The following is a 14,138-nucleotide window of genomic DNA, read 5'->3' as shown; positions in this document are numbered from 1 at the left end:
GCCGGGTCAGTCGCCCAGGACGGACCTGAGCTGGTCCAGCCCCCAGTCCAGGTCCTCCTTGGAGATCACCAGCGGCGGCGCGATCCGGATGGTCGATCCGTGGGTGTCCTTGACGAGCACCCCGAGCCCCATCAGCTTCTCGGAGATCTCCCGGCCGGTGCCGCGCGCCGGGTCGATGTCCACGCCCGCCCACAGCCCGCGGCCCCGTACGGCGGTCACGGCGCCGCCGCCGACCAGCAGGTTCAGCTCCCGGTGCAGGTGGTCGCCGAGCTCGGTGGCGCGCTGCTGGTGCTCGCCGGTGCGCAGCATCGCGATGACCTCCAGGGCGACCGCGCAGGCCAGCGGGTTGCCGCCGAAGGTGGAGCCGTGCTCGCCCGGCTTGAACACGCCGAGCACGTCGCGGTCGGCCACCACCGCCGACACCGGCACGACCCCGCCGCCCAGTGCCTTGCCGAGGATGTACACGTCGGGGACGACGTCCTCGTGCTCGCACGCGAAGGTCTTCCCGGTGCGGCCCAGGCCCGACTGGATCTCGTCGGCCATGAACAGGACGTTCCGCTCGCGCGTCAGTTCCCGTACGCCCCGCAGGTATCCGGCCGGCGGCACGAGCACGCCGGCCTCGCCCTGGATCGGCTCCAGGAGCACGGCGACGGTGTTGGAGGTGACGGCGGCGGCGAGCGCGGTGAGGTCCCCGTACGGGACGATCTCGAAGCCGGGGGTGTAGGGGCCGAAGTGGTCGCGGGCCTCGTGGTCGGTGGAGAACGACACGATGGTCGTGGTCCGGCCGTGGAAGTTGTCGGCCGCCACCACGATCTTGGCGTGGCCGTCCGGGACGCCCTTGACCTCGTACCCCCACTTGCGGGCGGTCTTCACCGCCGTCTCCACGGCCTCGGCGCCGGTGTTCATCGGCAGGACCGCTTCCTTGCCGCACAGCGCCGCGAGCTCGGTACAGAAGTCCGCGAAGCGGTCGTGGTGGAAGGCGCGGGAGGTGAGGGTGACCCGCTCCAGCTGGGCGCGGGCGGCGTCGAGCAGCCGGCGGTTGCCGTGGCCGAAGTTCAGGGCGGAGTAACCCGCGAGCATGTCGAGGTAGCGGCGGCCCTCCACGTCGGTCATCCACGCACCCTCGGCGGTGGCGACGACGAGGGGCAGGGGGTGGTAATTGTGCGCGCTGTGCGCGTCGGCGGAGCGGATGGCATCAGCAGTTGTCGACACGGGGTCTCCGATCGTCCGTCAAGCCAGTGACGAGGTGGCGTCACTGTCCCCATCCTCGCTCGAATAGCGGACGGAGAAACCTTTCTCGGGGCGTGCCCGCTAAGGTGTCGGACACGCACGGCGACTGGCGCACGGAGAACCAACTCCGGGGGAGCCGTGCGCGCACGACCGCATACAGGGCCGCTCGCCTGGGCCTCGCGGGGACGAGATCCGACATCGACCCCGGAGGAACCGCCATGAGCGCGAACCACCACCCGTACCGCCACCCCGCCCTGCTGGCGACCGACCCCGAGCTGGCGTCCTTCGTCGCCGCCGAGGAAACCCTCCAGGCGGAGACCCTCCGCCTCATCCCGAGCGAGAACTACGTGTCCTCGGCCGTGCTGGAGGCCTCCGGCACGGTGCTGCAGAACAAGTACAGCGAGGGCTACCCGGGCCGCCGCTACTACGAGGGCCAGCAGAACATCGACCGCATCGAGGCGCTGGCCGTGGAGCGGGCGAAGGGCCTCTTCGGAGTCGACCACGCCAACGTGCAGCCGTACTCCGGCTCGCCCGCCAACCTCGCGGTGTACCTGGCCTTCGCCGAGCCCGGGGACACGGTGATGGGCATGGCGCTGCCGATGGGCGGACACCTGACGCACGGCTGGGGGGTCTCGGCGACGGGCTCCTGGTTCCGCGGCGTGCAGTACGGGGTGCGGGCGGAGACCGGTCTCATCGACTACGACGCCGTACGGGACCTCGCGCTGGCGGAGCGGCCCAAGCTGATCTTCTGCGGCGGTACGGCACTGCCGCGCACGATCGACTTCGAGGCCTTCGCCTCGATCGCCAAGGAGGCGGGCTCGGTCCTCGTCGCCGACGTGGCGCACATCGCCGGCCTGATCGCGGGCGGGGCGCACCCCTCCCCGGCGGGTCACGTGGACGTGATCTCGACGACCACCCACAAGACCCTGCGCGGCCCGCGCGGCGCGATGCTGATGTGCCGCGAGGAGCACGCGAAGGCCATCGACAAGGCGGTCTTCCCCGGCCTCCAGGGCGGCCCGCACAACCAGACGACGGCCGGTATCGCCGTGGCGCTCCACGAGGCCGCGCAGCCCTCGTTCGTGTCGTACGCGCACGCGGTCGTGGCCAACGCGAAGGCGCTGGCCGCGGCTCTGCTGGAGCGGGGCTTCGACCTGGTCTCGGGCGGTACGGACAACCACCTGATCCTGATCGACCTCACGGGGAAGTCGGTGTCGGGCAAGATCGCGGCGAAGGCGCTGGACCGGGCGGGGATCGTCGTGAACTACAACACGGTGCCGTTCGACCCGCGCAAGCCGTTCGATCCGTCGGGGATCCGGATCGGCACGCCGTCGCTGACCTCGCGGGGGCTCGGCGTCGAGCACATGCCGGTGGTCGCCGACTGGATCGCGGGGGCCGTCTCCGCGGCCGCCCTTGGCGATGAGGCGGCCCTCGGCAAGATCCGGGCCGAGGTCGCCGACCTCATGGCGGCCTTCCCTGCCCCGGGCCTCCCGGTCGCCTGACCCTCCGGGTAGGGGTCCGGCCCCTGCGGGGCGAAGTCCCCTACCCGCCCTTCGCCCGTTCCCCGGGGCGGAGCCCCGGACCCCCTGGGGCTCCGCCCCAGACCCCGGTCCTCAAACGCCGGACGGCTGAAGAGCCCCTGGGGCCGCCCCAGACCCCGTGCACGCAGCGCATCGTGTGCCTCGGCGCCGCAGGGGCCCGACCACGCCGGGCACATCCAGCCCCGCCGGCGTTTGAGGCGCGGGTGTGGGCGGCGCCCACGGAGTCCCGCGCAGCGGCACCCCCCTGACCTCGGCGGAAAGCGGTCGCTCGGCCGGGGCAAGATCCGGACGGGGCGCTACCGGGCGGTACCCGGGCGGGGGCCGGGCCAGGGGGGTGGGAGCCGCCGGGTTCCGGCCAGTGGCGGGGCCGAGCCCGGTGTCACACCTGAGAGAATGGAGCCATGGCTTCTGATCGTCCTCGCGCGCTCTCCGGCATCCAGCCCACCTCCGGTTCGTTCCACCTCGGGAACTACCTCGGAGCCATCCGGCAGTACGTCGCCCTCCAGGAGACGCACGACGCCTTCTACATGGTCGTCGACCTGCACGCGATCACCATGCCGCAGGATCCGAAGGAGCTGCGCGCCAATACCCGGTTGTCCGCCGCGCAGCTCCTCGCCGCCGGTCTCGACCCCGAGCGCTGCACGCTCTTCGTCCAGAGCCACGTGCCCGAGCACGCGCAGCTCGGCTGGGTCATGAACTGCATCACCGGTTTCGGCGAGGCCAGCCGGATGACCCAGTTCAAGGACAAGTCCGCGAAGAACGGCGCCAACAACGCCACCGTCGGCCTGTTCACGTACCCGATCCTCCAGGTCGCCGACATCCTGCTCTACCAGGCGAACTCCGTCCCCGTCGGCGAGGACCAGCGTCAGCACATCGAGCTGACCCGGGACCTGGCCGAGCGCTTCAACCAGCGCTTCGGGCAGACCTTCACCCTGCCCGCCGCGCACATCGTCAAGGAGGTCGCGAAGATCTACGACCTCCAGGACCCGGCGATCAAGATGTCGAAGTCGGCCTCTTCGCCCAAGGGCCTGATCAACCTCCTCGACGAGCCCAAGGCCACCGAGAAGAAGATCAAGAGCGCCGTGACCGACACCGAGGCCGTGATCCGGTTCGACCCGGCCGGCAAGCCCGGCGTCAGCAACCTGCTCACGATCTACTCCACTCTCACGGGCGAGTCCATCCCCGCGCTGGAGGCCGCGTACGAGGGCAAGGGCTACGGCGCGCTCAAGACCGATCTGGCCGGCGTGATGGTCGATTTCGTCACACCCTTCAAGCAGCGCACCCAGGAGTACCTGGACGACCCGGAGACCCTGGATTCCCTGCTGGCCAAGGGCGCGGAGAAGGCCAGGGCGGTCGCCGCCGAGACCCTGGCGCAGGCCTACGACCACCTCGGTTTCCTCCCCGCGAAGCACTGACGGGGACCGAAGAGAAAGAGGGCCCTGGCGATCTGGGGGGTGCTGCCGCCACACTGGGGCGGCAGCACTCGTGCGACGCACGCGCATCGCATGGACCACGCACAGGACTACAGGCGGAGGAGAGCTACGTGGGGACCGTAACGCTCGGCGTTTCGATCGCGGTCCCGGAGCCGTACGGCAGCAGCCTTCAGGAGCTGCGCGCCGGCTTCGGGGACGCCGCCGCGCACGGCATTCCCACGCACGTCACCCTCGTACCGCCGACGGAGGTGGCCCCGGAGCGGCTGCCCGCGATCCGCGCCCACCTGGCCGAGGTCGCGGCCGCCAACCGCTCCTTCGTGATGCGGCTGGCCGGCACGGGCACCTTCCGTCCCCTCTCGCCGGTCGTCTTCGTCCAGGTCGTCGAGGGCGGCTCCGGCTGCACCCGGCTGCAGAGCCAGGTCCGCGACCCGGACGGGCCGCTCAGCCGGGAGCTCTCGTTCCCGTACCACCCGCACGTCACGGTCGCCCACGGGATCTCCGAGGAGGCGATGGACCTGGCGTTCGGCGCCCTCGCCGACTACGAGGCGCAGTGGGTCTGCTCCGGGTTCGCGCTCTACGAGCAGGGCTCGGACGGGGTCTGGCGCAAGCTGCGGGAATATCCGTTCGGCAACGGGGCAAGCGGTGGGGCGAGCGGCGTTCCGGCGCAGCTCGGCTCGGCCACGGACAGCAGTGCGGCGGCCGCCGCGGGCGAGGCGACCGTACGCCGTTCCTGACGCAGGAACCGGAACCGGAAACCGATCCTTCGCAGGACCAGGGCATGGAACGGCCGAGCCGTCGGGCGAAAAGTCACAATCGACGACCGTAGTCCCCAAAAGCGGCAATACCGGCTATTTACGACAGCTCATTTACGGTGACCGTATGGACTGGCTGAAGAAACTCCCGCTGATCGGGCCCCTGGTGTCCGTCCTGATGCGGACGCACCTGTGGCGTTCCTACCAGCGGCTCGACCGCGTGCACTGGACCAGGCTCGCCGCGGCCATCACCTTCATCAGCTTCCTGGCGCTCTTCCCGCTGATCACCGTGGCCGCCGCGATCGGCGCCGGACTGCTCACCCAGGACCAGCTCGACCGGCTCCAGAAGAACCTCGCCGAGCAGGTCCCCGGCATCTCCGACCAGCTCGACATCAACGCCCTCGTCGCGAACGCGAGCACGGTCGGCCTGATCGCCGCCGCCGTCCTGCTCTTCACCGGAATCGGCTGGATCACGTCGATGCGGGACTGCCTGCGCGCGGTGTGGGAGAAGGACGACGAGGACGAGGGCAACCCCTTCGTCCGCAAGGGCAAGGACGCGCTCGTCCTCATCGGCCTCGGCGGCGTCGGCCTGGCCTCGGCCGCCGCCTCGATCTTCGGCTCCAGCGCCGTCGGCAAAGCCGGGGACTGGCTGGGCGTACCGCGCGACGGCGCGGGCGGCACCCTGCTGCGCGGCGGCGCCTTCCTCGTCGGAGTGGTGGCCGCCTTCCTGCTCCTGCTCTACGTCCTGACCCTGCTCCCGGGCGTCGAACCGCCCCGCCGCCGCCTGATCGAGGCGGCCCTCCTCGGCGCCGCCGGCTTCGAGCTGCTGAAGCTGCTGCTCAGCGGCTACATGCGGGAGGTCGCCACGAAGAGCATGTACGGGGCCTTCGGCGTGCCGATCGCGCTGCTGATCTGGATCAACCTGACGGCGAAGCTGCTGCTCTTCTGCTCGGCGTGGACCGCGAGCCGCGACGATGCCGACGGGGACGGCGTGGAGGACGACCCGGAGCCGGGCGGTGAGCCCGCACCGGAGCCGGGCCGCGAGCCCGCACCGGAGCCGGGCGGCCGTGAGCCCGCCCCGGAGACCGCCGGCTCCGCTACGCCCGGCCGCGAGCCCGGCGGCCGCGCCCCCGCGGCCAGCGGCGGTTGACGGCGTAGGCCCCGCCGGCCACCACGGCCAGCACCCCGCCCGCCACGCCGAGGGCCGTACCGACCCCGCCGCCGGAGCCCGCGCCGGACGCCGACGGGTTGTTCTCGTGGGACTGGGCCGGGGAGCCGTAGGAGGTGGTGTCCGCGCTCTTCGGCGGCACCAGCTCGCCCACCGGCTTGACCTTCCCGGCCGCCGCGAAGCCCCAGTCGAGCAGGTCGGCGGTCTGCTCGTACACGGGGTTGGCGCCGCCGCCCGGATTCATCACCGTGACCAGCAGCTTCTTGTCGCCGCGCTGGGCGGCTCCGGTGAAGGTGGAGCCGGCCATCGTGGTGTTGCCGTTCTTCACCCCGGCGATGCCCTTGTACGGGGAGAGGCCGCCGGCGCCGGTCATCAGCCGGTTGGTGTTCTGGATCTCGAAGGTCTCGCGGGGCTTGCCCGCCTCCTGCCGGCCGGGGAACTTCGCGCTGGCCGTGCCGCAGTACTCCCGGAAGTCCTGCTTCTGCAGACCGGAGCGGGCGATGAGGGTGAGGTCGTAGGCGCTGGAGACCTGGCCCGGAGCGTCGTACCCGTCCGGGGACACCACGTGCGTGTCCAGGGCCTGGAGCTCCTCGGCGTGCGCCTGCATGTCCTTGACGGTCTTCTCGACGCCGCCGTTCATGGCCGAAAGTACGTGCACGGCGTCGTTCCCGGACTTCAGGAAGACCCCGAGCCACAGGTCGTGGACGGTGTACTCGAGGTCCTCCTTGATGCCGACCAGGCTGGAGCCGGAACCGACCCCGTCCAGCTCCTGGTCGGTGACCTTGTGGACCTGCTCCTTGGGCAGGCTCGGCAGCACGGTGTCGGCGAAGAGCATCTTCATGGTCGAGGCCGGGGGGAGCCGCCAGTGCGCGTTGTGCGCGGCGAGGATCTCGCCGGTCTCGGCGTCGGCCACGATCCACGAACGGCCCGTCAGGCTGGTCGGCAGCGCGGGCGCGCCGGGCAGCAGGTTGACCTGCGTACCGGGCTGCCCGAGCGCCGAGCCGCCGACCGTGGACATGGAGGCGGGCGGCGCGGGCGCCTTGGGCGGCTGCCCCTTCCCGTCCGCCGGTGGCGTCGGCGCGGCGTACGCGGGCGAGGCCAGCAGCGCCGGGACGAGCAGGGCGGGGAGCGCGGCGGAAAGGACCGTCAACGCGGTCTTCTTGGCAGACACGCAGGTGAAAGTACATCCCGATCCTGTGCTTAGCGTCACGGACCGGCCAACCCGCCGCAACCACCGCCGGGACAGCCCACCCCGGCGCGTCCGTCCCGGGGACGAAACCGATACTGGGCTCATGAGACTCAGCCGCGCCGCTTCCTGGTTCCTGCTCGCCTTCGGCGTGTGGAGCTGGTTCATCTGGGTGTCTTTCGTCCGGAACCTATGGAAGGACGGCAGTGGTCTGGCCTTCGACGACGCGGGGGACCCGACCGGGTACTTCTGGGTCCACCTTCTCCTGGCGGTGGCGTCCTTTCTCCTGGGGACGGCCGTCGGAGTGATCGGGTTGCGCGGGGTGCGGGCCCTGCGGCGCGAATCACGTACGGAGGCGGGCGCGTGACGATCGTTCTCATCACGGCCGTGGCCCTGCTGGTCCTGGCCCTCCTGGTCCTGGTACACCGCTGGCTCTGGATCCGCCTGGTCCGTGACACCACCGCCCCCGGCGGCGCGGTCCGCCGCACGGGCACCGCCCTGGCCTTCGCGCTCCCCCTCCTGTCCGTGGCCGCGCTCCTCGCCGGCCGCGCGGGAGCCCCCTTCTGGCTGGAGCGCACGGTCGCCTGGCCCGGCTACCTCTGGCTGGCCGTCCTCCTGTACCTCTCCCTGGCGATGCTCGTGGCCGAGCCGATCCGAGCGATCTGGCTCCGCCGGCAGAGCAGGACCACGGCCCGGGACACCTCGGCAGGCGCGGCCCGGGCGGGCTCCGTCAGCACCCCGGCCGCCGGCGGCGTGACCGCCCAGGGGCCCGGGGCGAAGCCCCGCCCCACCTCCGCCCCCACCCCGGGATCCGGGCCGGAGTCCCGCCCCGCCGCCGCGGGCGCGGACACCTCGGGGCTGGAGGCGCAGCCCGACCGCCCCCTGGCCGCCGCGGGCGTGGCCGCTCCGGGGTCTGGGGCGGAGCCCCACCGCGCGGCGGAGCCGCATCATCCGGTGCAGCGGGAAGGGGCGGGGCGGGGATCAGCGCCGCAGGCCACCCTCGAAGCCACGGCCACCCTCGAAGCCACCGCCGGGCGCGCAGCCACCGCCGACCCCGAGGCCCAGGCCGGGCAGCCCGCCACGGCGGCCGACCCGACCGCGGTCGGCCGCACGGCGGCCGACCCGGAGGCCGACCCCGCGGCCCCTACCCCGGCGGGGGCCCCCGCGGCGTCCGCCCCGTCCGGCGTCAGCCGCAGGCGCTTCGCGCGGATCGTCGCCGGCACGGCAGCCGCCGCCACGGCCGGCACCGTCGGCTACGGCACGTACGGAGTCCTCCGCGGCCCCCGCGTGAAGCGGGTCCAGGTCCCCCTGGCGAAGCTCCCCCGCGCGGCCCACGGCTTCCGCATCGCCGTCGTCAGCGACATCCACATCGGCCCGATCCTGGGCCACGCCCACACCACCCGCATCGTCGACACCATCAACCGCACGCAGCCCGACCTGATCGCCGTCGTGGGCGACCTCGTGGACGGCAGCGTCGAAGACCTCGGCCCGGCCGCCGAACCGCTCCGCGGCCTCCGCTCGCGCCACGGCTCGTACTTCGTCACCGGCAACCACGAGTACTTCTCCGGCGCCCGGCAGTGGGTGGACCACGTCCGCGAGCTCGGCCTCACCCCGCTGGAGAACGCCCGCCGCGAGCTCCCGCACTTCGACCTCGCCGGGGTCAACGACATCGCGGGCGAGAGCGAGGGCCAAGGCCCGGACTTCCAGGCGGCCCTAGGCGACCGGGACCGCGCCCGCAGCGCCGTGCTCCTCGCCCACCAGCCGATCGTCATCGACGAGGCCGTCCGGTACGGGGCCGACCTCCAGCTCTCCGGGCACACCCACGGAGGGCAGCTCTGGCCCGGCGAGTACGTCGCCGAGCTGGCCAATCCCACCGTCGCCGGGCTGGAGCGCTACGGAGACACCCAGCTGTACGTCTCGCGCGGCGCGGGTGCCTGGGGGCCGCCGGTCCGGGTCGGCGCGCCGTCGGACATCACAGTCGTCGAACTCGCCTCATATCAGGCCTGAACCGTCCGAACCTCCAACGCCACGCAACAAATCGGCCTTCCCGAGGCCGAAATTCCATGATGGGATGTGACCGATAATCGGATAACTGGTCGCAGACTTCGGTGTGCGCCCGCATGGGTGGAGTCAAGGATGCTGCGGTCTGTCCGCTCGAAAGTCATCGCGGCCGGGCTGGTCCTCGGCGTGGTCGGCGCCGCCACCTGGCAGTTGCTGCCGGGGAGCGCCGGTGGCGGCAAGCCGATCCGCGTCGGCACGAGCGACGTGGTCTCCTCCCTCGACCCCGCGGGCGCGTACGACGCCGGCTCCTGGGCCCTGTTCAGCAACGTCTACCAGTCGCTGCTGACCATCAAGTCCGGTGCGGACACCCCGGTGCCCGACGCGGCCTCCGCCTGCAACTTCATCGGCGACAAGCTCACCACGTACCAGTGCGAGCTGCGCCCGGACGTGAAGTTCTCCTCCGGCCGCGCCATCACCGCCGAGGACGTCAAGCACTCCTTCGACCGGATCAAGGCGATCAACTCCGATCAGGGCCCGGCGCCACTGTTCAACACCCTGGAGTCGGTCAAGGCCGAGGGCCGCACCGTCACCTTCAGCCTGTCCGCCGGGGACGCCACCTTCCCGTTCAAGATCGCGACGGGCGCCGCCTCGATCGTGGACAAGGACAAGTACCCGGCCAAGGCCCTGCGCGAGGAGGAGGAGGTCGACGGTTCCGGCCCCTTCACCCTCGCCGGCTACACGGCCGGCGCGAGCGCCGAGCTCAAGCCCAACGCCTCGTACAAGGGCCAGGGCAAGGTCTCCGAGAGCGCGGTCACCGTGAAGTACTTCAAGGACTCCGCGCAGCTGGATCAGGCCTGGACCGACCGCGGGATCGAAGTCGCCCACCGCGACATGCCCCCGGCGGTCCTGGCCGACCTGAACCCGGGCCTGGAGGACACCCGGTACCAGGCCTCGGGCGGTACGGAGATCCGCAGCATGGTCTTCAACCTCCGCCCCGGCTCCCCGGTGGCCCAGCCCGCCGTCCGCCAGGCGGTCGCCGCGACCGTGGACCGGGCCAAGGTGGCGACCGAGGTCTTCAAGGGCACCGTCACCCCGCTCTACTCGCTCGTCCCGGCGGGCATCGCCGCCCACAGCACGCCGTTCTTCGACGCCTGGCCCTCGCCGAACGGGCTCACCGCGAAGAAGCTGCTCAAGGACGCCGGCGTCAGCACCCCGGTCGCGATCACCGTCGGGGTCAACGAGCGCGGCGCGAACGTGTCCGAGGCCGAGGAACTCAAGGCCCAGCTGGAGTCCACCGGCCTCTTCAAGCTGACCGTCAAGCCGGTCGAGAAGTGGAACGACTTCCAGAAGGCCTACGCGGCGGGCGAGTTCGACGCCTACACCATCGGCTGGATCGCCGACTTCCCGGACGCGGACAACTTCCTCGGCCCGCTCGTCGGCGCCGACAACTCGATGAACAACGGCTACTCCGACAAGGGCGTCGACGCCCTCATCGCCCGTACCCAGTCCTTCTCGGACCGCGGCGCCGCCGCCGACGACTTCCGCAACCTGCAGAAGCTGGTGGCGCAGCAGGTCCCGATGATGCCGATCTGGCAGAAGAAGGACTACGTGATGTCCCGCGAGGCCGTCGCGGGCGCCCAGTACCTCTCGGACGGCACCGGCGTGTGGCGGCTGTGGGAGCTGAGCTGGCTGTAGGACCCGTCTACGGGCCCACCTCCGAGCCCACCTCCGGGCCCTCCTCCGGCCCCGCGTCGGGGTCGGAGGCCCGCTTGCGGCCCGGACGGGACACGGCCGACTGGGCCATGCCCGGCAGGAAGTCCGTGAACAGCTCGTGCACCTCGCGCACCAGCGGCCGCAGCACCCGGAACCGGGCCAGGATGATGCCCCGGGTCGTGAGCTGCGCGCCGCGCTGTGCGAGCTTGCGGGTCTTCTCGCTGTCCGGGGAGCGGTCGAAGACCCAGTAGAGGACCAGGCCCATCTGCGAGAGCCACATCAGCTCCGGCAGTACGTCGGCCAGTTCGTCCGGCACCTTGGTCTTGGCCCCCGCCAGCACCTCGCGGTGCATGTCGATGGCCTGCTTGCGGGCCGCCTCCGACTCCGGGGAGAACGGGCTGAGCGGGCTCTCCGGGTCCGCGGCGTTCTTGAAGAACTGCGAGGCGAACTCGTGGTACGGCGCCGCGATGTCCAGCCAGCTGGTCAGGACGCCCGCGAGCCGCTTCTGCAGATCGGTCTCGTGGTCCAGGATCGGCCGGACCGCCGCCAGGTGGGCGGCGCCGATCCGGTCGTAGAAGCCCTGGACCAGGTGTTCCTTGGACTCGAAGTAGTAGTAGGCGTTGCCGACCGATACTCCGGCCTCCTTGGCGATACCGCGCATCGTCGTCTTGTCGAAGCCGCGCTCCTGGAAGAGGCGGAGCGCGGTTTCGAGGATGAGCGTGCGGGTCTGCTCGCTCTTGGGAGCCTTCTGATCAGTCACGGTCCCGAGCCTATCGGGGCGGGGAACACTGGTCGTCACAGGCCGGTTCCCCTTCGTTCGCCGGGGACCCGTCCCGCACCGCCTCGCGCCAGGTGGAGGCGGTGTACATGGCCGCCCTGGCGAAGGGCCGGCCGGCCGGGGTGGCCAGCCAGTTCGCCTTCGGCCGGTGCTCGGCCAGCGCCCACAGGCAGACGATGAAGGCGTCCGTCCCGGTCCACACCTGTCCGGAGTCGCCGATGACGGTGATCTCCTTCAGCGTCGCGGCGTGGTCGAGCCGCGGGTACCACTGCCGCGCCTGCGCGGAGGCCGCGGGGACGAGGCGGAGCGGTACGAGCCGGCGCTGGCCGAGCAGCCAGTGCCGGATGTGCACGCAGAGCGGGCAGTTCGCGTCGTAGAGCACCGTCAGGTGCCGGGTCGCCGCGGTGGTCACGGGGGATCAGGCCCCGGTGGGTGCGGTCCACCGCTGGGGCGTGGTCCACCCCTGGGGGGCGACCGGCGGGGTCCCCTGGCGCTCCATGATGCCCCGGCGGCGCATCTTGTTCAGCACCCAGACGTTCGCGAGGTGCATGAAGCCGAGGACCAGGAGCACGACTCCGAGCTTGACCGACAGGGCTTCGAAGAGCCCGCGGGCCGCGACGATCTCGTCGGCCGAGCGCAGGTAGAGGGTCACGAAGCCGATGTTGACGAGGTAGAAGCCGACCACCAGGAGCTGGTTGACGGCGTCCGCGAGCTTCTCGTTCCCCTGGAGGACGTCGCCGATGAAGACGCGGCCGTTGCGGCTGAGCGTGCGGGCCACCCAGACGGTGAGCCCGATGCTGATGAGCAGGTAGATGACGTACGCGACCACGGTGAGGTCCATTGCCCTCAGCCCCCTTGAACGTGTTCAACTGCTGACGTCGCTGACTGTAGACCTATTTTTGAACAGGTTCAAGCGAATGGCGCGCAGGTCTCGGAGGGGGCTCGCGGGCGGTCCCGGGTCAGCGTCCGGGAAGGAAGTCCAGCAGCAACCGGGTGATCTCCTCCGGGCGTTCCAGGGAGGGGAGGTGTCCGGCCCAGGGCAGCTCGACGTGGACGGCGCCGGGCAGGAGGGAGGCGAGCTCGGCGGGGACCGCGCGGAAGTCGGGGATGTCGTGCGCGCCGCCCACGACGAGGACGGGGGCGGTGACGGCGGCGGGCTCGAAGGCGGGCTCGGGGAGCTCGTGGTCCCCGTCGGCGTCCAGGGCGCCCCGCAGGTTCCCGAGCTGCATGGCCCGTACGAGGGCGTGGACGGCCTCGTCGGCGTCCGGGCCGAGCCACTGGCGGGCGTTGAGTCCGGCCGCGCCCTCCAGGTCGCCGGCGTCCAGCAGGGCGGCCTCGGCGGCGTTGAAGGCGAGCAGTGCGGGGCCGCTCCGCTGCGCGGGCCGGGCGGGGCAGAGCAGCGCCAGCGCGCTCACCAGCTCCGGACGCAGCGCGGCCAGCGTCAGCGCGACCCGCCCGCCGTAGGAGCTCCCGACGAACGCGGCCCGCCGGATCCCGAGGTGCTCCAGCAGCTCCCGCACGTCCTCGTGGTCGCTGTACGGGGCTTCGGCGGCGGGGGAGTTCCCGCAGGTCCGGAAGTCCGGCCGGACCACCCGGAACCCGGCGGCGAGCAGCGGCTTCCACTGCGGCTCCCACATCCGCCGGTCGCACACGGAGGAGTGCAGCAGGACGACGGCCGGGGCGTCGGCGGGACCGTCTGCATCATGAGAAATGGTCATCCGGTGATCTTTGCCAGACCGGGCCCCGTCCCGCCACCGGATTCCCGTCCGGCCCGCGGGACCGGGTGGGTTCACATGCTGAGCGCGCGCGCCTGGTTGATCTGGCTCATGACCCACATGTAGGTGCCCGGGTCCACCGCGGGGATCATCGTCGAGTGGTGACGGCCGCCGCTGTTGACGGTGATCTGGATGTATCCCGTCGTGCGGCGCTCCTTCATCAGGAGGAAGAACAGGCCGAGCAGGCAGAACAGGAAGAAGATGACGGCCAGCACGATCGCGTGCGCCGGGATCTTCTCCTCGGTCCGGGAGAAGTCCGTGGCGTTCCAGATCGCGCCCCTGAGCGGCATGGTGCCCGACGGGGTGATGATCTGGTCGCCGGCGATCGTGATGTCGCCCAGGGAGAGCCCGGCGGCCGGGTAGCCCATGGGGTGCATCGGCGGCATCTGGGCCGGGATGCCCGCTCCGCCGATGGTCGGCTGGTAAACCGGGGGCTGCGGGTAGGGCTGTGGGTAGCCGTAACTCGGGTTGCTCGGACCCCACTTGTACTCGTCGCCCTGGCCGTCGCTCGCGTAAGGGTTCGGCTGCTGCTCACTCATGTGCCCGATGATTCCACAGCCTTCG

14 protein-coding genes and 1 riboswitch are annotated in these 14,138 nt (G+C 71.5%); of the genes, 7 read left to right on the top strand and 7 right to left on the bottom strand.

Annotated elements, in window-relative coordinates; translation table 11 throughout:
- Positions 1-6: 6 nt before the first annotated feature.
- Positions 7-1,212 carry an ornithine--oxo-acid transaminase gene (gene rocD, locus ACIQV3_RS27020; protein ID WP_403716118.1) on the bottom strand — a complete coding sequence of 402 codons (1,206 nt, stop codon included), beginning with the start codon at positions 1,210-1,212 and terminating at the stop codon, positions 7-9.
- 110 nt (positions 1,213-1,322) lie between these two features.
- Positions 1,323-1,413, top strand: a riboswitch (ZMP/ZTP riboswitch).
- 35 nt (positions 1,414-1,448) lie between these two features.
- Here rocD and glyA point away from each other — a divergent pair.
- The 4 genes from glyA to ACIQV3_RS27000 all read left to right on the top strand — a co-directional run bounded on the left by glyA (position 1,449) and on the right by ACIQV3_RS27000 (position 6,103).
- Positions 1,449-2,729: a serine hydroxymethyltransferase gene (gene glyA, locus ACIQV3_RS27015; RefSeq protein WP_403716116.1), complete on the top strand. Its 1,281-nt coding sequence runs from the start codon at positions 1,449-1,451 to the stop codon at positions 2,727-2,729.
- A gap of 440 nt (positions 2,730-3,169) precedes the next feature.
- Entirely contained in the window at positions 3,170-4,183 is a 1,014-nt protein-coding gene (gene trpS, locus ACIQV3_RS27010; protein WP_403716113.1) for a tryptophan--tRNA ligase, read from the top strand.
- A 128-nt stretch (positions 4,184-4,311) separates the two neighbouring features.
- Positions 4,312-4,935: a 2'-5' RNA ligase family protein gene (locus ACIQV3_RS27005; protein WP_403716111.1), complete on the top strand. Its 624-nt coding sequence runs from the start codon at positions 4,312-4,314 to the stop codon at positions 4,933-4,935.
- Positions 4,936-5,080: 145 nt separating this feature from the next.
- Positions 5,081-6,103, top strand: a complete 1,023-nt coding sequence (locus ACIQV3_RS27000; protein WP_403716108.1) for a YhjD/YihY/BrkB family envelope integrity protein — start codon at positions 5,081-5,083, stop codon at positions 6,101-6,103.
- On the opposite strand, the gene ACIQV3_RS26995 is transcribed toward ACIQV3_RS27000, so the two are convergent.
- Positions 6,051-7,292 carry a D-alanyl-D-alanine carboxypeptidase family protein gene (locus ACIQV3_RS26995; RefSeq protein ID WP_403716106.1) on the bottom strand — a complete coding sequence of 414 codons (1,242 nt, stop codon included), beginning with the start codon at positions 7,290-7,292 and terminating at the stop codon, positions 6,051-6,053. The genes ACIQV3_RS27000 and ACIQV3_RS26995 overlap by 53 nt on opposite strands.
- A gap of 121 nt (positions 7,293-7,413) precedes the next feature.
- On the opposite strand from ACIQV3_RS26995, the gene ACIQV3_RS26990 reads away from it, so the two are divergent.
- The 3 genes from ACIQV3_RS26990 (at position 7,414) to ACIQV3_RS26980 (ending at position 11,003) form a co-directional block, all read left to right on the top strand.
- On the top strand, positions 7,414-7,674 hold the full coding sequence (locus ACIQV3_RS26990; RefSeq protein ID WP_266880710.1) for an SCO4848 family membrane protein: 261 nt from the start codon (positions 7,414-7,416) through the stop codon (positions 7,672-7,674).
- The gene (locus ACIQV3_RS26985; RefSeq protein WP_403716103.1) at positions 7,671-9,314 is read left to right on the top strand and encodes a metallophosphoesterase; all 1,644 of its coding nucleotides are present in this window, start codon (positions 7,671-7,673) and stop codon (positions 9,312-9,314) included. The genes ACIQV3_RS26990 and ACIQV3_RS26985 overlap by 4 nt, the downstream gene beginning before the upstream one ends.
- A 132-nt stretch (positions 9,315-9,446) precedes the next feature.
- Positions 9,447-11,003 carry an ABC transporter substrate-binding protein gene (locus ACIQV3_RS26980; protein WP_403716202.1) on the top strand — a complete coding sequence of 519 codons (1,557 nt, stop codon included), beginning with the start codon at positions 9,447-9,449 and terminating at the stop codon, positions 11,001-11,003.
- A 7-nt stretch (positions 11,004-11,010) separates the two neighbouring features.
- Here the strand turns inward: ACIQV3_RS26980 and ACIQV3_RS26975 are convergent, their stop codons facing one another.
- From ACIQV3_RS26975 to ACIQV3_RS26955, 5 genes are all read right to left on the bottom strand, one after another.
- Positions 11,011-11,781: a TetR family transcriptional regulator gene (locus tag ACIQV3_RS26975; protein WP_403716100.1), complete on the bottom strand. Its 771-nt coding sequence runs from the start codon at positions 11,779-11,781 to the stop codon at positions 11,011-11,013.
- A gap of 10 nt (positions 11,782-11,791) precedes the next feature.
- Complete coding sequence (locus ACIQV3_RS26970) at positions 11,792-12,211, bottom strand: thiol-disulfide oxidoreductase DCC family protein (RefSeq protein ID WP_403716097.1); 420 nt, start codon at positions 12,209-12,211, stop codon at positions 11,792-11,794.
- Between the two features lie 6 nt (positions 12,212-12,217).
- Positions 12,218-12,640 carry a hypothetical protein gene (locus ACIQV3_RS26965; protein ID WP_403716095.1) on the bottom strand — a complete coding sequence of 141 codons (423 nt, stop codon included), beginning with the start codon at positions 12,638-12,640 and terminating at the stop codon, positions 12,218-12,220.
- A gap of 118 nt (positions 12,641-12,758) precedes the next feature.
- Positions 12,759-13,517, bottom strand: a complete 759-nt coding sequence (locus ACIQV3_RS26960) for an alpha/beta fold hydrolase (protein ID WP_403716091.1) — start codon at positions 13,515-13,517, stop codon at positions 12,759-12,761.
- Between the two features lie 71 nt (positions 13,518-13,588).
- Positions 13,589-14,113 (bottom strand): hypothetical protein, encoded by a 525-nt coding sequence (locus ACIQV3_RS26955; RefSeq protein ID WP_403716089.1) that lies wholly within the window; start codon positions 14,111-14,113, stop codon positions 13,589-13,591.
- Between the last annotated feature and the right edge of the window lie 25 nt (positions 14,114-14,138).

The sequence above is a fragment of the Streptomyces sp. NPDC099050 genome, from assembly GCF_044759865.1.
Classification (GTDB): Bacteria; Actinomycetota; Actinomycetes; order Streptomycetales; family Streptomycetaceae; genus Streptomyces.
Note: the sequence above shows the minus strand (reverse complement) of the source record. Positions and strands in the feature narration are given on the sequence as shown.